Raw genomic sequence first — 21,613 nt, 5'->3', positions numbered from 1 at the left:
CTACAGCGCGACGCGTTCCCGGTCCCGTCGGGCGACGCCGGTCTGCGCATCGAAGAAGTACGTCCGCTCCGGCGGCAGCACGAAACCGATGTCGGTGCCCGGTGCCAGCACGGTATCGGCCGGGGCCTGCGCGATCACCCGGGTCTGTTCGTCACCGGTGCCGACGACGGCGGTCACCAGTACGTGACTGCCCAGGGGCTCGACGAAGTCGACGCGCGCCGCCATCATGCCGGGCGCGCGCTGGCGGTGCAGCTGCAGATGCTCGGGCCGCACGCCGACGGTGACCGGGCCGTCCTCCGATGCCGCCGGCGTCACCTCGGCACCACCGATGTGCAGCAGGCCGGACCGGATCACCCCCGGCATCAGGTTCATCGGCGGGCTGCCCATGAACGCCGCGACGAACGTGTTGGCCGGCCGGTTGTAGATATCGTCGGTGGTGCCGATCTGCTGCACCTCGCCCTCGGACATCACGCACAGCCGGTCCCCCAGCGTCATCGCCTCCACCTGGTCGTGGGTGACGTAGATGGAGGTCACCGGAACCTCTCGGTGCAACCGCTTGAGGTCACCGCGAACCTGGTTGCGCAGCTTGGCATCCAGATTCGACAGCGGCTCGTCGAGCAGGAACGCCTGCGGTTCGCGCACCAGCGCCCGGCCCATCGCCACCCGCTGCCGCTGACCGCCCGACAACTGCCCCGGCTTGCGGTCCAGCAGCGCGGTGATCTGCAGCAGCTCGGCCGTTTCCCGCACCCTGCGGTCGATTTCGGCGCGCGGCGTGCGACGCTGCCGCAGACCGTACGCCAGGTTGCGGTACACCGACATGTGCGGGTAGAGCGCGTAGTTCTGGAACACCATCGCAATGTCCCGCTGGCCGGGAGTGAGGTCGTTGACGACGGTGCCTCCGATCCGGATCTCCCCTGAGGTGGGTTTGTCGAGTCCGGCCAACATGCGCAGCGCGGTGCTCTTACCGCAACCCGACGGTCCGACCAGGATCAGGAACTCCCCGTCGGCCACCGTGAGATTCAGCCCTTTGAGGGCGTGTACACCGCCGGGGAATCGGCGGCTGACGTCACGGAACTCTACTTCTGCCACCGCTCATCCCTTCAGTCCGGTGCTGGCCACCGATTGCACGAAATACCGTTGCGCACCGACGAAGACCAGCAGCATCGGCAACAGGCTCATCACGTTGGCCGCCATCAGCAACGGCCACTTCACCCGATGCGCCCCCTGGAAGTAGCTGAGCCCCAACGGGATCGTCATCTGATCCTGGGAAGTGATCACGATCAACGGCCACAGGAAGTCGTTCCAGGAGGTGAGCACCGTCAGCGCCGCCAGGGTCGACAGTGCCGGTAACGACAGCGGGAGGACGATCTTGAACAGCACCCCCAGACGCGACGTCCCGTCCACCCGCGCCGCCTCCTCGAGCTCCACCGGCACCGTCTGGAAGAACTGGCGCAGGAAGAAGATCCCGAAGGCGGTGGCCAGATTGGGCAGCATCAACGCCCCGATGTGATCGATGCCCAGGCCGGCCCACACGTTGTCGCCGAACCATTTGACGATGAGGAAGACGGGGATCATGGTGACCTGGAACGGCACCATGAGCGTGGCCATCAGCGTCACGAAAAGGGCACCCCGGCCCAGGAATCGGATCCGGGCGAAGGCGTACCCGGCCAGGCTGCAGACGACGAGGTTGCTGACCAGCACCACCGCGGTGACCATGACGCTGTTGGCGAAGAAGTGGCCGAACGGCGCGGCGGACCAGGCCTCGGCGTAATTCTCGAAGCGTGGCCGCTCGGGCACCAGCACCGGCGGGAAGCGGTTGGCCTCCCCCTCGGTCTCCAGCGACGTGACGAGCATCCACAGCAGCGGAACCAGCAGCAGGAAGGTCAGCGGAATGAGCACCAGGTGCCACGGGCTGAACGGCAGCCGCCACCGCCACCGCCGGCGCGGCGGCGCCGGATCCGGTTGCCGCGCCGGTGCGGCCGCGGGGCGGGACTGGACGGCGGTCATGAGGCGTACACGTGCATACGCGCGAGCCGGAATTGGATCGCGGTGATCACCAGGATGACCACGAACAGCGCGTAGGCCATCGCCGCGGCGTAGCCGGCGTCGAACTGCACGAAGGCGCGGTCCCACAGGTAGTACACGATGACGGTGGTCGCCCGCAGCGGCCCGCCCCGCGTGGTGGCGTAGACCTCGTCGAACAACTGCAGCGCGTTGATGGTCAGCCAGACGACGAGGAACAGGTTCGCCGGGCCGAGCAACGGCACCGTGATGGTGCGGAACCGGGTGAAGGCACTCGCTCCGTCGATCGCGGCCGCCTCGTGCAGTTCGGCCGGAACTCCTTGCAGCGCAGCCAGGTACACGATGACCGAGAATCCGGTCCAGCCCCAGATCGTCATCGCCACGATCACGTACATCGCCTGCGACGGGGAGGCCAGGAACGGCTGGGACGGGGCGCCGACGGCGTTCAGCGCCGCGTTCACCAGGCCGTAGTCCCGGTCGGTGAGCCACAGGAAGATGATGCCCTGCGAGATGGTCGAGACCGCCATCGTGATGTAGGCGGCCGTGCGGTACACCGCCATGAACCGCAACGGGCGGTTGAGTGCCGCCGCGACCAGCAACCCGACCAGCATCGTGCCGGGCACGAACAGCGTGGTGTAGACGATGGTGTGCTTGATCGCCTCGACGAATACCGGGTCCTGCGCCAGCTTGCGATAGTTGTCCAGCCCGACCCACGGCGTCTCCGGCGTGAGCAGATCCGAGTGCTGAAACGACAGCACCAACGACATCAACACGGGCAGCAGACCGAAGACGCCGATGAGTGCCGCCGCCGGGCTGACCAGCGTCCAGCCCGCCACGCTGTCCGAGTGCCGCAGCCGGAGCAGGGCCATCACCGCAGCCGCTACTTCCCGGCCAGGGCCGCGTCGGCGGCTTGGGCCGCGGCGTCCAGGGCGGCCGCGGATTGCTCCTTGCCGAGCATGACCGACACGATGGCCTGCCCCAGCGCCTCGGAGATCGCCGGATACTGCTCCACCGCCGGCCTGACCTTGCGCACGTTGGCCAGGTTCTCCACGAAGGTGGCACTGCCGTCGAGCTTTTCGTTGAGTTGCTGACGGAACGCCGGGTCCTGGCCGACGGACTGCCGGGTGGGCAGGTCACCGGTGCCCAACGAGAACGTCTTGACCTGCTCGGGGGCGGTCAACCATCGGACGAAGTCGGTCGCCGCCTGCTTGCGCCGGTCGCCGTTGTCGAACACCACCCAGTTGTCCGGGCCGGAGATGGTCTGGTGCGCACCGGCCGAGCCGGCGAAGGTGGGCATCACCTGCACGCCGTACTCGATATCGGAGAGCTGACTCAGGTCCCACGGACCGGTGACGAGCATCGCGACCTTTCCGCTGTTCATCAGTTTAGGGCCGTTCTCGTTGGTGGTGTCGAGGTAGAGCGACTTGTCGGTGACCGCCATCTGCTGCAGCACCGTCAGTGCGCGCGAACCGGATTCGGAATTGAACGCGGCGTGTTGACGGTCGGCGGACAGAATGTCGCCACCGGCTTCCCACAGCATCGGGACGTAGTGCCAGACGGTGTCCTCGCTGCCGTCGGCGGGGATGAGCCAGCCGTACTGGCCCTTGGCGGGGTCGGTCAGTTTGGCTGCGGCCGAACGGAAATCGTCCCAGGTCCAGGTCGGGCTCGGGGGTGCGACGCCGGCGTCGGCGAAGAGCTTCTTGTTGTAGACGATCGCGAGATTGTCCACCAGCGCGGGGACACCGACGATCTTGTCGCCCACGGTCGCCGCCTCGCGTTCGGCCGGATAGAAGTCCTGCCAGTTCCACTCCGGCTGTGACACCACCGAGGACATGTCGACGACCTGCGGGATCTTGGCGATGTTGGGCGACCACGAGCCGAACATGTAGGCCACGTCGGGGGCACTGCCACCCCGCACCGCGGTGAGCACCTTCTGCAACACCAGGTCGTTGCTGGAGTACAGCTCACTGACCTTCACCTCGGGATGCTCCTTGTTGTACCGGTCGATCAGGCTCTTGAAGACCTCGCCTTCGGTGTCCTGATAACCGTGCCACACCGCGATCTCGATCGGGCCGGACGACGACGAACTCCCACCCCCGCACGCGGCCAGCAGACAGCTGAGGACGACAACCATTGCGATGCACAGCCGGTGTCGGATCACGGTGGACACTCCTTTGTTGGCGACATCTGGACGAGTGGGTGGATCTGCTGGGTGGGCATCCGCTCTCATGGCCATACCGGCGACCGCAGCGGCTCGGGCAGCAAGGCCGCATGGGCGGCCGTCAGCTCGTTGCACAGTTCCCCGATCTGGTCGACGGTCAGCGTCGCCGCGGTGTTCGGGTCGACCATCGCGGCCGCCCGCACCAGGCGTGGATCACCGTCGACGGCGGCGCGGACCGCCAGATCGACGGGTCCGAGGAAGTTCCGGTTCAGCGCGGCGCATTGCGGCGGCAGGTCGCCGACCCGCATCGGATGGGCACCCAACGCGTCGAGCGTGGTGGGGACCTCGACGGCCACGCCGTCCGGCAGGTTGGTGATGAGTCCCTGGTTCACGACGTTGGCCGAGATGACCCGGGTGTGACCGGTTTCCAGCGAGTGGATCACCTGGGGTGCGTACTCGGTGGACCCGGTGTCGATGGGCAGCGGCCGGCTCTCGGCCAATTCCGCACGCACGCGTTGGTATTCGGCGAGATTGGCCGCACTGATGGACACGTACTGACCGATGTTGATGCGGAGCCGATCGACCTCGGCCGGGTGCCGGACGTACCACGGGACGTACTCACTGGAGTGCTCACTCGTCTCGGTCGGGTAATAGCCCAGTCGCCGGTACATGTCCACCCGCACGCGGCGCTGCAGTTCCGGGTCGGCGGCGATGCGCTGATCCAACTGGGGATACAGATTCTGGCCGTCGCGCTCCCAGCGCAGCACCCAGGCCTGGTGGTTGACGCCGGCCGACCAGTACGACACCTGGTCATAGGGCACATCGATCAGCTCGCACAGGCCGACCATCGTCCAGTACACCGAGTGACACAGCCCGAGCACCTTCAACCTCGGCGCGATGTGGTGCAGGTAGGTGACATTCATGGCCATCGGGTTGGTGTAGTTGAGCAGCCAGGCGTCCGGGCATACCTGCTCCATGTCCCTGGCGATGGCCGCCAGTACCGGGAAGGTCCGCAGGCCGCGGAAGATGCCGCCGATGCCGATGGTGTCGCCGATGGTCTGGTTGACCCCGTACCGTGCCGGGATCTCGAAATCACGCACGGTGGCCTGGTGCATGCCCACCTGGATGACGTTGATGACGTAATCGGCGCCGTCGAGGGCACGGCGCCGGTCGACGGTGGCCACCACGTCGGGGGTGGCGCCGGCCGCGTCCGCGGTCGCCCGCGCGATCGCCTCCGCGGTCTCCAGTCGTTCGGCGTCGATGTCGTGCAACACGATCCGCACGGTTTGCAGCTCCGGGAAGGACAGGATGTCCCCGAGCAGCTCGCGGGTGAACTCGACGCTGCCCGCTCCGATGATGACGATGGTGGGTTTCACGTCCGGCTCCTCAGGTCCGCGGTCGCGGGTGTCACGCTGGACGGGTCACCGCGCTTCTCGTCGCTGTAGACCATCAGCGTGGAACCCAGGAGGGCAAGCACGATGCCGGCCGCCCCGTACGGGGTGGGCAGGGTGTGATAGGCGGCCAGTGACACCACGATGGTCAGGGCGGGCGCCAGCGCGTTGGTGGTGGGCGCGACGATGGTGGCCTTGCCCCGGCTCAGCGCCATCACCAGGAACAGCGCTCCGACCGCGTTGAGCAGCTGGGTTATCGCCGTCAATGCCGGTGCCTGCCAAGGAAATCCGGTCGGGATGCCGCCCATGGAGAGCACCGCCACCGGGATCAGGGCGATCGCGCTGATCGCCATCCAGCCGAAGGTGGTGGCGTCGTTCACGCCGATCGTCGCGGCCTTGCGCATGAAGTAGGCCTGCACGCCCCAGGCCACGCAGATCAGGATGGCCAGCACCAGCCAGGGACCCGACGAGCCGGTCGGCTCGGCGCTGGTGATGCTGAACAGCACGATGGCGACCAGCGCGGCGACCAGGCCGACCGCCGCGAGCGCGGTGATCCGTTCGCGCAGCAGCACCATCGCCATCAGCACCGTCACCGCGGGTGAGATCGACACGATCGGGAAGATCAGGTAGGCCGGGCCCATGGTGAGCGCCTGGAACAGCAGCAGCTGCCCACCGGCTCCCGTCAAGCCGATGAGCAATCCGTAGACCGCGGCGCGCGGGCTGCGGTCGAAGCGGGCGCCCCGCAGCGCGAACACGGCGGGGATGATCATGGTCAACGCCCAGATGCAGTAGATCATCTCGTCGGGATAGCCGTACCGGGTGGCCGGCAGCGCGGAGAACGCGCCCCACACGCCCCAGAAGAGCACCAGGAGGGTGGCGTAGCCGATCCAGCCGCGCCGCCCGGACGATACCTCGGTCATCTGTCTTCCTTCTTCGATCATGCTGTGGCCGTGCGGAGTTGGCCGACCAGGTGCGGACTCACCGCGTGCCCGCTGGATCTGGCCGCGTAGAGCGCGGCGCCCACCGCGGGGTCCAGCAGCGGGCGCCGCAGGTCATAGGCCACCGGCCGGTCGCGCAGCGCGGTGACGAACATCGCGAGAAAATCCGGGTCGGAGAACATGCCGCCGGAGTAGGACACCGGCACCGTCTCACCGTCGGCGAATCCGATCCGGGTGCGGGTCGTGTCGACGAGGGCGACCAGCTCGGTGACCGCGGCGGACAGGATGCGTGCCGCCGTGGCATCGCCGGCGCGGGCCGCGGCGCACACCGTGGTGGCCAGTGCCGCGATCGAACCGCGGTTGCCCGACCATTGGTCGATCACCAGGCTGACGGCGTCCAGATCGGCACCCAGGGCCAGCCGTTCGCGCAGCAGCCCATGCAGCGGTCCGGGTGCGAGCCGGCCGTCACTCATCCTGCTGAACGCGTTGAGCCCTTGGATGGCAACCCAATACGCCGAGCCCTCGTCGCCGAACAGCTCACCCCAGCCGCCGACGCGGTGGCCGACCCCGCGGCGCTCGCCATAGGTCATCGAGCCCGTACCGCTGATGACGTTGATGCCGTCCTGGCAGGCCAGTGAGCCGGCCCAGCCGCAGACCATGTCGTTGTCACACCGGTAGCGGTCATGCCCCAGCACGCGGGCCGGGAGCGCATCGAGCCGCGCGATGTCGGCGCTGGCCTCACCGTAACCCGGGATACCGAAAAAGGCGGCGTCGATGTCGGCGGCGTCCACCCCGGCCTGCCGGCACACGTCGGTGACGCCTTGCGTCAGCACATCTTCGACGGCCCGGAAGCCCGCGTCGGCCGAGGAACTGTTGAAGTAGTAGGACGTCGGTGCGGTGGCCCTGGCGAGAACCACGCCGGTTCCGTCGATGAGCGCGAACGCGGTCTTGGAACCGCCACCGTCAACCCCGAGAAAACACGCCATCGCCGGTCACCGGGCCCAGGGATGGATCGTGACGCCCTTGACCACCCGGCTGACCTCACCGGAGGGGAACGGATTGTCCGGTGTCTTGCCGTGTTCCAGAGCGGTGAACAGCGCCAGGTATTGCGCGAACACCAGATACGGCACGGCAACGTGCGAATCGTCGAGGCCGTCCAGCCCGGGCAGCACGACCGCCGTGCCGAGTTCCGGCGGGATGGGTGCGGCGCTGATCACCGTCACGGCGTCGCGGCCGAGTTGGGCGCGCAGCTCGGCGATGATGTCGAAGTCGTACCGGCGCGTGTAGGGATCGGTGGACACGTACACCAGCACCACGGTGTCACCGTCGAGCACCGACTTGGGCCCGTGCCGGAAACCCAACGGGGAGTCGAAGTACGTGGTGACCTCACCCGCGGTGAGTTCGAGCAGCTTGAGCGCCGACTCCCGGGCAAGCCCGGCCAGCGGCCCGCTGCCCAGGTAGACGAAGCGCTGCTTCTTCGCCTGGGCCAGGCTGCGGATCTCCGCTTGCCGGCCGGCGACGTATTCGGCTGCCCGCGCCAGTGATTCGACCTCGGCGCGCCGGGCCGGTCCCAGATCGAGCAGGCAGGACAGCAGCATCGAGGTCAGGCTGGAGGTCATCGCGAACCCGGTGTCGTTGGTGCGTTCCGGCATGAGAACGGTCCGCGTGTTCGGCCGTCCGCGATGAGCGCGGGCCAACGCACCCGACGGGTCGCACGTGTAGATCAGATGCCAGACGTCGGCGACCAGGTCGTCGGCGAGAGCGGTGGTGGCCAGGCTCTCCGGGCTGTTGCCGGACCGGCCGAACGACACCATCAGCGTCGGGGTGTCCGGCTCGAGGTGATCCAGGGGTGCGGCGACGATATCGGTGGTGGCGATGGCCTCGACCCGGCGGTGCAGGTGCCGGCGCAGCGCCGGGGCCGCGATGTCACCGATGAACGCCGAGCTTCCGGCACCGGTCAACACGATCCGCACGTCCGGGCGCTCGACGATCCCGCGCACGAACGTGGCGACGTCGTCGGCGGCGGTACCGGCGACCTCCCGCCACGCGTCTGGCTGCTGACCGATCTCCACGATGGTGGCGCCGCCGTCCTCCTGTGCGGGGATGGCGGTGGGTTGGGTCTGGGCGCTAGTCATCGGCACCTCCGGGGGTCAGGATGCGGGAATGGTCTTGGGCGGCACGGCATGCGGCGGCATAGGGCCGTAACGCATCCCGTATCCGGTCGATCACGAGTGCTTCGGCGTCGGGTGTGAGGCCACCGGAACGGATCCGCTCGTATTGGGCCGGCAGGAACTGGCTGACCAGCGGCAGCGGGATGCCGGTGCGGTCGAGGTTGGCCAGCAGCGTGCGCCGGGCCGTCTCGACGTCGTCATCGGCCCAGTAGTAGCGCAACCGGTCGCTGTAGCTGTACCGGCGCGCGGTGCGCTGGGCCACCGGGTCACCCTCGTAGTAGCTCTGCCAGTAGCCCGGTTCGGCCAGCATCCGGCGCTCGACGACGTCGACCAGACCGGATCGGTCTTGCGGCGCAACGAGTTCGGCTTCGATCAGGCTGAGCGCGAACAGCGCCTCACGCATGGCGAAGGTCAGCGCGGGCCCGACTTTGAGGATGGCCCAGTGATCTTCGACCAGTTCGCGCAGTTGGGCGGGTCGCTGGTAGTCGGTGGAATGCGCCTCGAACACCAGATGGTCCTCGGTGTCGAGGACATGACGCAGCGCCGCGGTCGCGTCCCGCCGGTAGTCGATGACGTTGAGATGGTCGAATTCCACCCCGGGCTGCACCACGAGGGCGATGATGCGGGGCCAGACGTCGGCCAGGTCCGCCGCGGCGAAGGCGGCGCGGTGCGCCGCGATGGTGCGCCGGGCCCGGTCGGCCGGCGTCGGGGTGAGGTGGTCCAGGGTTTCGTGGGCGCCGCCGGGCACCGGCACCTCGGTGCCGATGACGTACACCGGCGCGTCGGCCCCCAGATCGCGCACGGTGTCCTCGGCCACCCGCAGCAGCCGCGCGGTGCGTCCGGCCACCACGTCATCGGAGAGCACGGCGGGGTCGTCGGCACAGGACATGCTGCAGTCCAGGTGGATCTTGCGGTAGCCCGCCGCGACGTAGGAGGCCACCAGAACTTCGGCGTTGGCCATTGCGGCACCGGCGGTTTCACGCTGCCACCGGTTGGGTCCGAGGTGATCACCGCCGAGGACCACCCGATCCCGTGCGAAACCCTGCCGGTCCGCGATGGTGTGGACGAGGTCCCGGAACTCGGCGGGGCGCAGTCCGGTGTAGCCGCCGAACTGGTCGACCTGATTCGACGTCGCCTCGATGAGCACATAACTGCCGTCGGCCGCGGCCTGCGCGATGGCGGCGGCCACCACCGTCGGGTGTGCCGAGCACACCGAGTAGGCGCCGACCGGCGCGCCGGCCTTGTGTGCCCGGATCGTCTCGGTGAGCCAGTGCGCGGTGTCGCTGATGTCCCCGGTCACCGTGCCGAGCGATGCCGCTGTGCCCCCGCTCATCGCGCATCACGCTCCCCGACCCCGACGGGCTGCGGTGCCGCGTCGGCACACAGCGCGGCCACGGTGTCGGCGACGGCCTGCCGTCCGGCGCTCAGGTAGCGGCGCGGGTCGGTGCCGGTGGTGTCGGCGGACAGCGCTTGGCGCAGCGCGGCGGTGTAGCCGACGTTGAGTGCGGTGCCGACGTTGATCTTGCGCATCCCGGCCGCGACGGCGGCGCGCAGCTGATCGTCGGACACGCCCGAAGATCCATGCAGCACAAGGGGAATCGGCACGCGGGCGGCCAGCCGCCGGATGAGGTCGATATCGAGGTGGGCGTCCCGGGTGGTCATCGCGTGGGTGTTGCCCACGGCCACCGCGAGGCCGTCGACGCCGGTCTGCTCGGCGAAGGCCAGTGCTTCGGCCGGGTCGGTACGCACGCCCGCGGTGTGCGCGCTGACCATGGCCTGACTCTTGCCGGCCTGACCCTTGCCGGCCTGCCCCTTGCCGCCGATCTCGCCGAGTTCGGCTTCCACCCACAGTCCGGCCCGGCGCGCGGCGTCGGCGAACGACCTGGTGCGTTCGACGTTGTCGCGGTACGGCAGGTGGGCGGCATCGATCATGATCGAGCTGACGCCGAGCGTCGTGGCGGTGTCGATGGCCTCGCCGAGCAGGCCGGGATCCTGAAAGTGGTCCAGGTGCACCGCGATCGGCACGGCGGAGGCTTCCGCGACCCGGGCGCAGGCCGACACCAGCGGTGCGATCCGGCCGCCGTGGAATCCGACGGTGTTCTCGCTGACCTGGAGCAGCACCGCCACACCGGTCCGCTCGGCGCCCTCGGCGATGCCCTCGGCGTGCTCGATGGTGATGACGTTGAACGCGAAGACCGCCGCCTGCCTGTTGCCGGCGGCGGCGACGAGCGCCGCGGTGGAGGCCAGGGTCACCGGGTCATCCTCGAGCGGGGAGAAGTCGTGTCGAACATCCGTCGATCATGAGAAGCTCGCTCAACACGCGCAATACGAATCCACAAAACGATCAACAAAACTGATCGCATCGAACCAGGAGTCCCCACCGATGTCGCTGAAGCGGACCGACCGGATGCGCACCGTGCTGGCGCTGTTGCACGATCGCGGCGAGGTCGCCTCGCACGTGCTGTGCGCCGAATTGCGCGTCTCGGCGGCGACGCTGCGCCGCGACCTGTCCGAGCTCGAGGACCAGGGGCTGCTGGTGCGCACCCACGGAGGCGCGCGGGCGCTCGACCCGGGCAGCACCGAGATCCCGGTGCGACTGCGCGATCACCGGATGGTCGCCATCAAACGGCGGATCGCCCGGCACGCCGCCGCGCTGGTGCCCGCCGGTCAGCAGGCGGTCGCCCTCACCGGGGGCATCACGACCGGCGAGGTGGCCCAGGCGTTACGGGGCCGGCCCCAGATCACCATCGTCACGAACTCGTTGACCATCGCCGGCGAATGCGCCGTCGACGCGCACATGAAGGTGATCATGACCGGCGGCGTGGTGCGCGGCAATTCGCTTGAGGCCGTTGGCCCGATGTCCGAGCACGCCTTTCAGGTGATCACGGTCGGCACCGCGGTTCTCGGCGCGGATGGCATGTCGGCCGAGGTGGGCGCCACCACCTTCGACGAGGCCGAGGCCCGGACCGCAATTGCGATGGCCGCCAACGCCCAACGCGTGGTGGTCGCCGTCGACGGCTCCAAGATCGGCAAGGTCACCTTGGCAAAGATGGTGCCGCTGAGCCAGATTCATCATCTGGTGACCGACTCCACCGCCGACCCCGATCAACTGGCGCGTATCACCGCGGCCGGGGTGCAGGTACACGTCGTCGACGCGGGCGAGCACTGAACCAGCGCTGAACCAGCACTGACCTGCTAGCTGGTGCCCAGCGGGTCGATGGTCCAGGCGATGTAAAGCACGATCGCGCTGACCGTGGCGGTGGTGGCGACGTCGATCACCTTGGACCGCACCACCAACAGGCCGGCGCGGTCGTCGGTCAGCGCCAGCCGCAGCGCGGCGGCCACCCCGACACCGATCGCGATGACCAGCGCTCCGCGGCGCCAATACCCGGCCACCACCAACACGAACGCCAGCACGAAGATCGCCCCGACGGTCAGGATGGGCCACTGACCACCGAACACCTTGCGGGCGAACTCCTTGGGTGTCATGGCGTTTGACTCAGGCCCATTTCGGCGCGCTCGACCACATTGGTCAGCAGGAACGCCCGGGTGAGCGGACCGACCCCGCCCGGGTTGGGCGACACGTGACCCGCCACGTCCCACACGTCCGGGGCGACATCGCCGGTCAGCTTGCCCTCCACCCGGCTCACCCCGACATCGACCACCGCGGCACCGGGTTTCACCATGTCCGCGGTGACCATGTAGGGCACACCGACGGCGGCGACGATGATGTCGGCCTGCCGGGTCAGCTCCGGCAGATCACGAGTCCCGGTGTGGCACAACGTCACCGTCGCGTTCTCCGACCGGCGGGTCAGCAACAGGCCGAGCGGGCGGCCCACCGTCACCCCGCGGCCGATCACCACCACGTGCGCGCCGGCGATCGGCACGTCGAAGCGGCGCAGCAGGTGCACGATGCCGCGCGGGGTGCACGGCAACGGCGCCTCTTTGCCGAGCACCAGCCGGCCCAGGTTGGTCGGGTGCAGGCCGTCGGCATCCTTGTCCGGGTCGACGCGCTCCAGCGCGGCGTTCTCGTCCAGGTGCTTGGGCAGCGGGAGCTGGACGATGTAGCCGGTGCACTCGGGGTTGGCGTTGAGCTCGTCGATGGTCTCGTCGAGGGTGGCCTGACTGATGTCGGCGGGCAGGTCCCGGCGGATCGAGTTGATGCCGACCTTGGCGCAGTCGGCGTGCTTGCCGCGCACATAGGCCTGCGAACCCGGATCGTCGCCGACCAGGATCGTGCCGAGCCCGGGCGTCCGGCCCGCCTCGGTCAGTTTCGCGACGCGCTGCTTGAGATCGACGAAAATCTCGTCGCGCGTGGCCTTGCCGTCCAACGTAATCGCACCCACGGGTGCCATTGTGTCAGGAGCCGTGGCAGGCTCCGACTATGAACAGTTCGCAGAATGTGTCCACCGACGTGTTCGGCGCCGCCAAGCTCGGTCCGGTGACCCTGCGCAACCGCATCATCAAGGCCGCCACCTTCGAGGCGTCCACACCGAATGCGCTGGTCACCGACGACCTGATCACCTATCACCGGCTGCCCGCGGCCGGCGGCGTCGGGATGACCACGGTCGCCTACTGCGCGGTGTCCCCCGGTGGGCGCACCGACGGCTGGCAGCTGTGGATGCGCCCCGAGGCGGTGCCCGGACTGCGCCGGCTCACCGACGCCATCCACGCCGAGGGCGCGGCGATCAGCGCGCAGATCGGCCATGCGGGGCCGGTGGCCAACGCCCGGACCAACAAGGCGCAGGCCCTGGCACCCGGCCGGTTCTTCAACCCGCTGTCGATGCGCTTCGCCAAGAAGGCGACGAAGGACGACATCCGTGACGTGCTGGCCGCGCACGCCGATGCCGCGCGCCTGGCCATCGACGCCGGCTTCGACGCCGTCGAGGTGCACCTGGGCCACAACTATCTGGCCAGTGCGTTCCTGTCCCCGCTGCTCAACCGCCGCTCCGACGAGTTCGGGGGTTCGCTGGAGAACCGGGCCAAGGTGGCGCGCGGGGTGGTGCGTGCGGTCCGCGATGCCGTCGACAAGCACGGCGCCAAGCAGATCGCCGTCACCGCGAAGCTGAACATGAGCGACGGGGTGCGCGGCGGGATCAGCAACTCCGAAGCCCTGCAGACCGCGAAATGGCTCGAAGAAGACGGTGGCCTGGACGCCATCGAGCTGACCGCGGGCAGCTCCCTGGTGAACCCGATGTACCTGTTCCGCGGCGACGCACCGATCAAGGAGTTCGCCGGCGCGTTCAAACCGCCCATCCGCTGGGGTGTGCGGATGACGGGCAAGAACTTCCTGCGGCAGTACCCGTACCGGGAGGCGTACCTGCTGCGCGAGGCCCGGCTGTTCCGCGCCGAGCTGACGATGCCGCTGATCCTGCTCGGCGGCATCACCAACCGCGAGACCATGGACCTGGCGATGGCCGAGGGCTTCGACTTCGTTGCGATGGGCCGCGCCCTGCTGGCCGAGCCCGGCCTGGTCAACCGGATCAAGGCCGATCGCGACACCCGGTCGGGGTGCACGCACTGCAACCTGTGCATGCCGACGATCTACACCCACACGCACTGCGTGCTCACCGGCGCCCCGGACGCGCTGGTGCACTGACCTCCGACCACTGTGGGGCCCCTGTACCCGTTTCGCGCGTGAACCGGGCCTGCGGCCCACACTCGGCGGGTAACGCAATGGTGTACCGACCCGTGCGTGCCCCCCGCTACCGATAGAGTTGGGAGCGATGAGCCGACCCGCAGCGCCCGCCCTGTCCGTTCGCTACGACGGGTCCGCACGGACCTTCTCCGCTGGCAACGATGTCGTCGTCGGTCGCGATCTGCGCGCCGACGTCCGGATCGCCCACCCGTTGATCTCCCGCGCGCACCTGGTGCTGCGCTTCGACCAGGGTCGATGGATCGCCATCGACAACGGCTCGCTCAACGGGATGTACGTCAACGGTCAGCGGGTGCCCACGGTGGACATCGCCGACGGGCAGCGGATCAACATCGGCAACCCGGACGGCCCGCAGCTCACCTTCGAGGTGGGCCGCCACCAGGGTTCGGCAGGCACCCCACCGCAGACCACCTCGATGCCGGTCACGCAGCGGCAGAGCACGGCATGGCCGACCCAACCTCCGTCGTCCAGTCCGTGGCCGACCGCGGGAGCGCCGCCGGTGTCGCGGCCGCACCCGCAGTACCCGTCGGGACCGCAACCCAGCTATCCGACCGGCCCGCACTATCCGTCGGCCCCGCAGCCGAGCGCACCGATGCCGCAGTACCCCTCCGGCGTTCAGCAGAGCGCGCCGTACCCGACCTACCAGCCGCCGGCGCCCGCCGCGCCGCCGACCACCTTCGGTCCCACCGCGGTTCCGCGGACCAGCGACGGCAACATCGGCACGACGATGCTCAAGATCCTGCGGCCGGGTCGCGCCCCCGAGGTGCCGGCGGGCGGGATCAAGATCGGTCGCGCCACCGACAACGACATCGTCATTCCCGATGTGCTGGCCTCGCGGCACCACGCCACCTTGGTGCCGGTCGGCGGCGCCACCGAGATCCGCGACAACCGCAGCATCAACGGCACCTTCGTCAATGGTCAGCGCGTCGACGAGGCGACGCTGCGCGACGGCGACGTCGTCACCATCGGTAACGTCGACCTGGTCTTCGCCGGCGGCACCCTGGCCCGGCGCACCGAGACCGAGGCCGACACCCGCACCGGTGGCCTGGAGGTCCGCGGGCTGACGTGGACCATCGAGGGCAACAAGACCCTGCTGGACAACATCTCGCTGGACGCCCGGCCCGGCACCCTCACCGCGGTGATCGGGCCGTCCGGTGCCGGCAAGTCCACCTTCGCCAAGCAGGTCGCCGGGTACACCCACCCGACCAGCGGCACGATCACCTTCGAGGGCCACGACATCCACGCCGAGTACGCCTCGCTGCGTTCCCGGATCGGCATGGTCCCCCAGGACGACGTGGTGCACGGGCAGCTGACCGTCAAGCAGGCGCTGATGTACGCCGCCGAGCTGCGGCTGCCGCCGGACACCACCAAGGACGACCGCGAGCAGGTCGTCATGCAGGTGCTCGAAGAGCTCGAGATGACCAAGCACCTGGAGACCCGGGTCGACAAGCTGTCCGGGGGTCAGCGCAAACGCGCCTCGGTGGCACTGGAACTGCTGACCGGTCCGTCGCTGCTCATCCTCGACGAACCGACCTCGGGTCTGGACCCGGCGCTGGACCGCCAGGTGATGACGATGCTGCGCCAGCTGGCCGACGCCGGCCGCGTCGTGCTGGTGGTGACGCACTCGCTGACCTACCTGGACGTCTGCGACCAGGTGCTGCTGCTGGCGCCCGGCGGCAAGACCGCGTTCGCCGGGCCGCCGAGTCAGATCGGTCCGCAGCTGGGCACCACCAACTGGGCCGACATCTTCAGCAGCGTGGCCGGTGACCCGGCCGCGGCACACCGCCGCTACCTGGAGCGCAGCGCCCCGACTCCCCCGGCGCCGCCGTCGGAGAAGCCCGGCGATCTGGGCAAGCCCGCGAAAACCAGTCTGGTGCGCCAGTTCTCGACGATCGCGCGCCGGCAGTTCCGGCTGACCATCTCCGACCGCGGCTACTTCATCTTCCTGGCGCTGCTGCCGTTCATCATGGGCACGCTGGCACTGACGGTGCCCGGCGACGTCGGCTTCGGCCTGCCGGTGCCGGCGATCAAGGGCGGCGAGGCACCCAACGAGCCGGGCCAGATCCTGGTGCTGCTCAACGTCGGCGCCATCTTCATGGGCACCGCGCTGACCATCCGCGCCCTGATCGGTGAACGCGCCATCTTCCTGCGTGAGCAGGCCGTCGGGTTGTCGACGTCGGCCTATCTGTTGGCGAAGGTGTTCATCTTCACCATCTTCGCGTTGGTGCAGTCGGCCATCGCGGTCACCATCGCCATCCTCGGCAAGGGCTGGCACGAAGGGGCGGTCGCCACCGGCGTGCTGCTGCCGCGCAGCCTGGAGCTCTACGTCGACGTGGCCGCGACCACGATCTGCGCGGCGATGGTCGGCCTGGCACTCTCGGCGCTGGCCAAGTCCAACGAGCAGATCATGCCGCTGCTGGTCATCGCGATCATGTCGCAGCTGGTGTTCTCCGGCGGCATGATCCCGGTGACCGGGCGCATCGTGCTGGACCAGATGTCCTGGATCACCCCGGCCCGCTGGGGATTCGCCGCCACCGCGTCGACCATCGACCTGACCGGACTGGTACCGGCGCCCCTGTCACCGGACGACTCGCACTGGAAGCACACCACCGGGACATGGCTGTTCGACATGGGCATGCTGGTGGCGTTGTCGGTGTTCTACGTCGGCTTCGTGCGCTGGAAGATCCGGCTCAAGGCCGGTTAGCGATTTGTGGAGCCGCAGCCGGAATCATTACGGGTGCGGCTCCACAAATCCCTCATTCGCCGTGGATGTCGAGGCCGTGGGCGGCGGCGTAGGCCAGGCCCTGCGGGATGTCGATCCGGGCGCCACGCACCTTCGCCGTCGTCCAGAACGTCGGGTCGACCCGCGCGCCGCGCAGGTCGGCCTGCTCGAATTTCGCGTCCTGCGCCCGCACCCCGGACAGGTCGGCCTGGCGCAGCACCGCCTTACGTAGATCGGTCCCGACGAGGCCGGCCTCCCGCAGCCGGGACCCGGACAGGTCGATGCCGCGCAGATCGCAACCACCCAGGACGGCCAGCGTCAGGTCCACCTCCGTCATCACCACCGGCCGCAGCCTGGCCTCGGTGAACACCGAGCCCAGCAGGCTGCAATTGGTGAAGGTGCTGTGCCACAGCGTGGCCCGGCGGAAGTTGCAGTTACGGAACGCCGAGCCGGCGTGCACGGATTCGGTGAGGTCCACGCCGCTGAAATCGCATTCGTCGAACACCGCGCGCTCGGTGCGGACCCGGCTCAGGTCCTCGCCGCGGAAATCGTGACCGGTGAACTCGCGATCCACCCAGACCGGCTCGGTCACGACGGCAGCGCGGCCAGCGCGTATTCGGTGACGGCGATCAGGGCGTCGCGCGCCGAGTTGCGGTCCCTGGCGTCGACCGAGACGATCGGGATCCCGTCGGGCAGCGCCAGCGCCTGCCGGATCGCCGCGGCCGGATACCGCGTGGCACCGTCGAATTCGTTGACGGCGATGATGAACGGCAGCTTGCGCGCCTCGAAGAAGTCGACCGCGGCGAAGCTGTCCTGCAGCCTGCGCACGTCGACCAGGATCACCGCGCCGATCGCCCCGCGCACCAGGTCGTCCCACATGAACCAGAACCGGCGCTGTCCGGGCGTGCCGAACAGGTACAGCACCAGATCCTCGGCCAGGGTGATCCGGCCGAAGTCCATGGCCACCGTCGTGGTGCTCTTGTCGGGTGTGGCCTCCAGCCCGTCGACGCCGGCCGACGCGGTGGTCACCAGGGCCTCGGTGCGCAGCGGCATGATCTCCGACACCGCGCCGACGAAGGTGGTCTTGCCCGCACCGAAACCACCGGAGATGACGATCTTGGTGGAGCTCGTTCGGTGACTAGAGAGCCCGTAGGCCACGCAACGTCCTTCCGATCAGTTCGCGTCGTTCATCGGTCGTGGCGGCGTCACCGAGTGTCTGGTGCACCGTGAGGTACCCCTCGGTGACCAGATCCCCGATCAGCACCCGCGCCACGCCGAGCGGCAACGATAGACGAGCCGCGATCTCCGCGACCGACGGACCATCCCTGCCGAGTTCCAGTATCCGCGCCCGGACGTCGTTCGCCGGCCAGCGTGGTGCGGGGGCGAAATCGCGTGTCCGGATCGGCGCCTCCCACGGCAGCGCGACGGCGGGTTCGGTCCGCCCGGCGGTCAGCGTGTACGGCCGTACCAGACTCGGTTCACCGGCGTCGTCGCGTTCCCAGCCGTCCCCTGTGGCCATGGGCGCCTCACAAGTGCTGGCGCGCTCGCCGGGCCGACTGGACGACGGTGCCGACCCTCTCCACCAGGATCGCCATCTCGTAGCCGATCTGGCCGATATCGCAGGACCGGGTGGCCAGGGTGGCGAGATTGGAGCCGTCGCCCACCCGCATCAGCAGTAGGTAGCCGTTCTCCATCTCGACCACCGATTGCATGACGTGGCCGCCCTCGAACAGCTGCGCGGCCCCGGTCGACAGGCTGGCCAGCCCGGAGGCGACCGCCGCCAACTGGTCGGCCCGTTCGATGGGCATGTGCTCGCTGGCGGCCATCAGCAGGCCGTCGGCGGAGACCAGGACGGCGTGCGACACCCCGGCGACCTCGCGGGCGAACCGGGACACCAGCCAGTCCAGCGACTCGCGGGTGGTGCTCATTCGAATCCTCCGGTCTCGCTCGCGTGCGTGCGGCCCGCGTGCACACCCCCGAAGTGGCTGCTGATGCTCGCCCGGACCGCGGCCGGATCCGGCAGCGGACCGGTGTCGAAGTCGTCGCCGGCGGGTTCAGATGCTAGTGGGTCGCCGCCGGCTCCCGGCACCAGCCGGGCGCCCGGCTGGCGGACCGGCAGCCCCTCGGGAGTGTGTTCGGCCACCGGGGCGTCCTCGGCCGCGGCGGCCGCCGACCAGCCGTTGTCCCAGACCGACTTCCAGTCCAGGTCGGTGCTGGAGCCCAGATCGGTCGGGTCGACGAGCCATTCCGAGAGCATCTTCTGGTAGATCGCGTCGTCCGACCCGGTCACGGGTTCGCTACGCGGCGGCGGTTCGTCGCGCACCTGCGCACGGGCCGCGAAGAAGGCCGAGGTGTCTGTGTGCTTCTCTGGCGCCCTCTCGGCCGGCTCGACCACCGGGCCGCCCGCGATCCCACTCGCCCCCGGATTGCGTTGCGGCAGAAGCGAATCGGACTCCATCGTCGACTGCACGGGTCGCGTCGGGTTCGCCACGGGTTCGACCGGGCGCTCGACGACCGGGGGCGTGACGGACGTCGGTGGCGCCGGGACGAAATCGGTGAAGGGGGCGTTGCCGCCGTCCCCGGCCAGCAGGTTCTGGGGGACGTAGATGCCTGCGGTGATCCCCGACGACGGGTCACCGGCCACGGTGCTGCGCAGCCGCACCACCAGACCGTGGGTGTCGGCCAGCCGGCCGATCACGAACAGACCCATGTGCCGCGCGGTGTACGGGTTGACCTCACCACCGGACTGCAGCCGGGTGTTGGCCACCCGCAGGTCGGCCTCGGTCATGCCCAGACCCTCGTCCCCGACCTCGATGACCAGCGCACCGTCCCCGGTGTGCACCGCCGACACCCGCACATGGGTGGCGGGCGGCGAGTAGCGCAGCGCGTTGTCCAGCAGTTCGGCCAGCACGTGCACCAGGTCGGCGGCGACGGCGCCGTCGATGTCCGTGTCGGGCAGCGCCGCGGTGGCCACCCGGGTGTAGTCCTCGACCTCGGAGGCGGCGGCGTTGACGACGGCCGCCAGCGCGACCGGTCCGGACTGTTCGCGGGACAACCGGGTGCCCGACAGCACCAGCAGGTTCGCCCCGTTGCGGCGCATCCGGGCGGCCAGGTGGTCCAGTTGGAACAGGCTCTGCAGCCGTTTCGGGTCGGCCTCGTCGCGTTCGAGCTGGTCGATGAGGACCAGCTGCTGGTCCACCAGGGACCGGCTGCGCCGGGACAGCGTCTCGAACATGTCGGTGACCTGCAGCTGCAGCCGGGCCTGCTCGGCGGCCAACAGGACCGCCTGCTCGTGCAGCTCGTCGACGGCGTGCGCGACCTGGCCGACCTCCTCGGTGGTGGGCACCGGCAGCGGGCGGATCGGGCCCGGGTCGCCGCCGGCACGGACCTGCTCCAGTTCGCGGGCCAGGTCCTGATGGGCGACCTTGAGCGCGCCGTCGCGCAGCCGCCGCAAGGGCCGGACCAGGGACCGGGCAACCAGGGCCACCGCCATCAGGGCGACCAGGATGGCGCCCACGACCAGGATCGCGTCCCGGATCGCGGTGCTGCGCTGGTGATCGGCTTGACCGTGCACCGCCGCGGTGATCGACGCGGAGGTGTCGGCGATGATCGTGCCGGCGATCTCGTTGGTGGCCTGGATGGACTGGGCCAGGTCCGGATTGTTGGGCAGCGGTACGGCCGGATCGGACATCATGCCCATCCGGCGGACCATCTGCTCCTGCAGCTTCTGCGCGTCGGCCGAGCCGACCCCGAGCGCCTGGCTCATCCCGAACAGCGTCGAGGGTTCGGTACCGGCCAGGGTGATCATCGAGGTGCGCAGTTCCGGTTCGGGCAGGTCGGCACCGCGGTTGACCAGCAGCTGCTGCATCGTCATCTGGCCGCGCGCGCCGACGGCGCGGGACAGGCCCACGGTCTGCGCGCGGATCCGCTCGTCCTCCACCCGCACCGAACCGTTGATCGCGTCCTCGGCGGTCAGCAGGATCGGCGCGTAGGTGGTGATCCGGTCCCGCAGGCCGATGGCGTTCGAGGTGACACCGTCGAGCAGCTGCCGGCCGCCCTGCAGGATCGTGGTGACGCCCTTGTCGACGTCGGGCACCGCGTCGGTGCCGGCCAGCTTGTCGGCCAGGGTCTTCCGGCTGGTGTCGAAGGCGCTGAGGGCGGGCTGGACATCGGTGTCGGTGGAGGTGGCCAGCAGCGCGGTGTCCAGCGCGGCCATGTAGTCGACGATGGCCGGGACCAGGTCGGCACGGTCGGCAGCGCGGCGTAGATCGGCCGCAGCGTGCAGCCCGGAGGAGATCCGCAGCCCGCCGAGCACGCCGGCGAGCACGAGCGGAACCAGGGCGATGGCAAGCACTTTCCATCCGACGGGCCAGTTGCTCAGCGCCCAGCGCGACGGCCGCTTGACCGCATCGGCGGCGTCTTGCGTTGTGGCGTGCGCGAATTCGTTGCTCATCGGTTTCCTGCTGCGTTTGCCCACACGGGGGCCGGCGTGGCACGCCTGTCGCGATTTGTCGAGTATGACAGCCGCATGCAGCGCTTTCCACAGTTCAGG

The 21,613-nt window shown here is 69.2% G+C and carries 20 protein-coding genes; 3 read left to right on the top strand and 17 right to left on the bottom strand.

Features of this window, described 5'->3' with window-relative positions; translation table 11 throughout:
- From BN977_RS23525 to BN977_RS23480, 10 genes are all read right to left on the bottom strand, one after another.
- The gene (locus BN977_RS23525; protein ID WP_036401906.1) at positions 1 to 1,089 is read right to left on the bottom strand and encodes an ABC transporter ATP-binding protein; all 1,089 of its coding nucleotides are present in this window, start codon (positions 1,087 to 1,089) and stop codon (positions 1 to 3) included.
- A gap of 3 nt (positions 1,090 to 1,092) precedes the next feature.
- Positions 1,093 to 2,007, bottom strand: a complete 915-nt coding sequence (locus BN977_RS23520) for a carbohydrate ABC transporter permease (protein ID WP_036401904.1) — start codon at positions 2,005 to 2,007, stop codon at positions 1,093 to 1,095.
- The gene (locus tag BN977_RS23515; RefSeq protein WP_036401901.1) at positions 2,004 to 2,891 is read right to left on the bottom strand and encodes a carbohydrate ABC transporter permease; all 888 of its coding nucleotides are present in this window, start codon (positions 2,889 to 2,891) and stop codon (positions 2,004 to 2,006) included. The genes BN977_RS23520 and BN977_RS23515 overlap by 4 nt, the downstream gene beginning before the upstream one ends.
- Before the next feature lie 11 nt (positions 2,892 to 2,902).
- The gene (locus tag BN977_RS23510) at positions 2,903 to 4,183 is read right to left on the bottom strand and encodes an ABC transporter substrate-binding protein (RefSeq protein WP_036404265.1); all 1,281 of its coding nucleotides are present in this window, start codon (positions 4,181 to 4,183) and stop codon (positions 2,903 to 2,905) included.
- Between the two features lie 65 nt (positions 4,184 to 4,248).
- A complete protein-coding gene (melA, locus tag BN977_RS23505; protein ID WP_036401899.1) occupies positions 4,249 to 5,559 on the bottom strand; it encodes an alpha-galactosidase in 1,311 nt (436 codons plus the stop codon).
- The gene (locus BN977_RS23500; RefSeq protein ID WP_036401897.1) at positions 5,556 to 6,494 is read right to left on the bottom strand and encodes a DMT family transporter; all 939 of its coding nucleotides are present in this window, start codon (positions 6,492 to 6,494) and stop codon (positions 5,556 to 5,558) included. The genes melA and BN977_RS23500 overlap by 4 nt, the downstream gene beginning before the upstream one ends.
- Before the next feature lie 17 nt (positions 6,495 to 6,511).
- Positions 6,512 to 7,498: an N-acetylglucosamine kinase gene (locus BN977_RS23495; RefSeq protein WP_036401895.1), complete on the bottom strand. Its 987-nt coding sequence runs from the start codon at positions 7,496 to 7,498 to the stop codon at positions 6,512 to 6,514.
- Between the two features lie 6 nt (positions 7,499 to 7,504).
- The gene (locus BN977_RS23490; protein ID WP_036401893.1) at positions 7,505 to 8,647 is read right to left on the bottom strand and encodes an SIS domain-containing protein; all 1,143 of its coding nucleotides are present in this window, start codon (positions 8,645 to 8,647) and stop codon (positions 7,505 to 7,507) included.
- Positions 8,640 to 10,016, bottom strand: coding sequence for a D-tagatose-bisphosphate aldolase, class II, non-catalytic subunit (locus BN977_RS23485; RefSeq protein WP_051561844.1), 1,377 nt, complete (start codon positions 10,014 to 10,016; stop codon positions 8,640 to 8,642). Before BN977_RS23485 ends, BN977_RS23490 begins: the two co-directional genes overlap by 8 nt.
- Positions 10,013 to 10,936, bottom strand: coding sequence for a class II fructose-bisphosphate aldolase (locus tag BN977_RS23480; RefSeq protein WP_051561842.1), 924 nt, complete (start codon positions 10,934 to 10,936; stop codon positions 10,013 to 10,015). The genes BN977_RS23485 and BN977_RS23480 overlap by 4 nt, the downstream gene beginning before the upstream one ends.
- Positions 10,937 to 11,066: 130 nt before the next feature.
- Between BN977_RS23480 and BN977_RS23475 the strand changes: the two genes are divergently transcribed.
- The gene (locus BN977_RS23475) at positions 11,067 to 11,852 is read left to right on the top strand and encodes a DeoR/GlpR family DNA-binding transcription regulator (protein WP_024452762.1); all 786 of its coding nucleotides are present in this window, start codon (positions 11,067 to 11,069) and stop codon (positions 11,850 to 11,852) included.
- 26 nt (positions 11,853 to 11,878) lie between these two features.
- Here BN977_RS23475 and BN977_RS23470 read toward each other — a convergent pair whose 3' ends face one another.
- Positions 11,879 to 12,172 (bottom strand): DUF3017 domain-containing protein, encoded by a 294-nt coding sequence (locus BN977_RS23470; RefSeq protein WP_024452763.1) that lies wholly within the window; start codon positions 12,170 to 12,172, stop codon positions 11,879 to 11,881.
- Positions 12,169 to 13,029 carry a bifunctional methylenetetrahydrofolate dehydrogenase/methenyltetrahydrofolate cyclohydrolase gene (locus tag BN977_RS23465; RefSeq protein ID WP_024452764.1) on the bottom strand — a complete coding sequence of 287 codons (861 nt, stop codon included), beginning with the start codon at positions 13,027 to 13,029 and terminating at the stop codon, positions 12,169 to 12,171. Before BN977_RS23465 ends, BN977_RS23470 begins: the two co-directional genes overlap by 4 nt.
- A gap of 38 nt (positions 13,030 to 13,067) precedes the next feature.
- On the opposite strand from BN977_RS23465, the gene BN977_RS23460 reads away from it, so the two are divergent.
- Positions 13,068 to 14,282 (top strand): NADH:flavin oxidoreductase, encoded by a 1,215-nt coding sequence (locus tag BN977_RS23460; protein WP_036401890.1) that lies wholly within the window; start codon positions 13,068 to 13,070, stop codon positions 14,280 to 14,282.
- Between the two features lie 127 nt (positions 14,283 to 14,409).
- Positions 14,410 to 17,043, top strand: coding sequence for an FHA domain-containing protein (locus BN977_RS23455; RefSeq protein WP_024452766.1), 2,634 nt, complete (start codon positions 14,410 to 14,412; stop codon positions 17,041 to 17,043).
- Between the two features lie 52 nt (positions 17,044 to 17,095).
- Here the strand turns inward: BN977_RS23455 and BN977_RS23450 are convergent, their stop codons facing one another.
- From BN977_RS23450 to BN977_RS23430, 5 genes are read right to left on the bottom strand one after another with little or no spacing between them, the layout of a single operon-like run.
- A complete protein-coding gene (locus BN977_RS23450; RefSeq protein WP_036401886.1) occupies positions 17,096 to 17,653 on the bottom strand; it encodes a pentapeptide repeat-containing protein in 558 nt (185 codons plus the stop codon).
- Positions 17,650 to 18,219, bottom strand: coding sequence for a GTP-binding protein (locus tag BN977_RS23445; protein WP_024452768.1), 570 nt, complete (start codon positions 18,217 to 18,219; stop codon positions 17,650 to 17,652). Before BN977_RS23445 ends, BN977_RS23450 begins: the two co-directional genes overlap by 4 nt.
- Complete coding sequence (locus BN977_RS23440; RefSeq protein WP_024452769.1) at positions 18,200 to 18,580, bottom strand: DUF742 domain-containing protein; 381 nt, start codon at positions 18,578 to 18,580, stop codon at positions 18,200 to 18,202. Before BN977_RS23440 ends, BN977_RS23445 begins: the two co-directional genes overlap by 20 nt.
- Before the next feature lie 7 nt (positions 18,581 to 18,587).
- On the bottom strand, positions 18,588 to 18,989 hold the full coding sequence (locus BN977_RS23435; protein WP_024452770.1) for a serine protease inhibitor: 402 nt from the start codon (positions 18,987 to 18,989) through the stop codon (positions 18,588 to 18,590).
- Entirely contained in the window at positions 18,986 to 21,514 is a 2,529-nt protein-coding gene (locus BN977_RS23430; RefSeq protein WP_051562139.1) for an ATP-binding protein, read from the bottom strand. The genes BN977_RS23435 and BN977_RS23430 overlap by 4 nt, the downstream gene beginning before the upstream one ends.
- Between the last annotated feature and the right edge of the window lie 99 nt (positions 21,515 to 21,613).

This window comes from Mycolicibacterium cosmeticum (assembly GCF_000613185.1).
Taxonomy (GTDB): domain Bacteria; phylum Actinomycetota; class Actinomycetes; order Mycobacteriales; family Mycobacteriaceae; genus Mycobacterium; species Mycobacterium cosmeticum.
Note: the sequence above shows the minus strand (reverse complement) of the source record. Positions and strands in the feature narration are given on the sequence as shown.

What these genes read in the sequence shown, in the direction of transcription:
- BN977_RS23520 (WP_036401904.1), bottom strand. Translation starts at nt 2,007, where the DNA reads ATGACCGCCGTCCAGTCCCGCCCCGCGGCCGCACCGGCGCGGCAACCG.
- BN977_RS23515 (WP_036401901.1), bottom strand. Translation starts at nt 2,891, where the DNA reads ATGGCCCTGCTCCGGCTGCGGCACTCGGACAGCGTGGCGGGCTGGACG.
- BN977_RS23500 (WP_036401897.1), bottom strand. Translation starts at nt 6,494, where the DNA reads ATGACCGAGGTATCGTCCGGGCGGCGCGGCTGGATCGGCTACGCCACC.
- BN977_RS23495 (WP_036401895.1), bottom strand. Translation starts at nt 7,498, where the DNA reads ATGGCGTGTTTTCTCGGGGTTGACGGTGGCGGTTCCAAGACCGCGTTC.
- BN977_RS23490 (WP_036401893.1), bottom strand. Translation starts at nt 8,647, where the DNA reads ATGACTAGCGCCCAGACCCAACCCACCGCCATCCCCGCACAGGAGGAC.
- BN977_RS23485 (WP_051561844.1), bottom strand. Translation starts at nt 10,016, where the DNA reads ATGAGCGGGGGCACAGCGGCATCGCTCGGCACGGTGACCGGGGACATC.
- BN977_RS23475 (WP_024452762.1), top strand. Translation starts at nt 11,067, where the DNA reads ATGTCGCTGAAGCGGACCGACCGGATGCGCACCGTGCTGGCGCTGTTG.
- BN977_RS23470 (WP_024452763.1), bottom strand. Translation starts at nt 12,172, where the DNA reads ATGACACCCAAGGAGTTCGCCCGCAAGGTGTTCGGTGGTCAGTGGCCC.
- BN977_RS23460 (WP_036401890.1), top strand. Translation starts at nt 13,068, where the DNA reads ATGAACAGTTCGCAGAATGTGTCCACCGACGTGTTCGGCGCCGCCAAG.
- BN977_RS23455 (WP_024452766.1), top strand. Translation starts at nt 14,410, where the DNA reads ATGAGCCGACCCGCAGCGCCCGCCCTGTCCGTTCGCTACGACGGGTCC.
- BN977_RS23440 (WP_024452769.1), bottom strand. Translation starts at nt 18,580, where the DNA reads ATGGCCACAGGGGACGGCTGGGAACGCGACGACGCCGGTGAACCGAGT.
- BN977_RS23435 (WP_024452770.1), bottom strand. Translation starts at nt 18,989, where the DNA reads ATGAGCACCACCCGCGAGTCGCTGGACTGGCTGGTGTCCCGGTTCGCC.
- BN977_RS23430 (WP_051562139.1), bottom strand. Translation starts at nt 21,514, where the DNA reads ATGAGCAACGAATTCGCGCACGCCACAACGCAAGACGCCGCCGATGCG.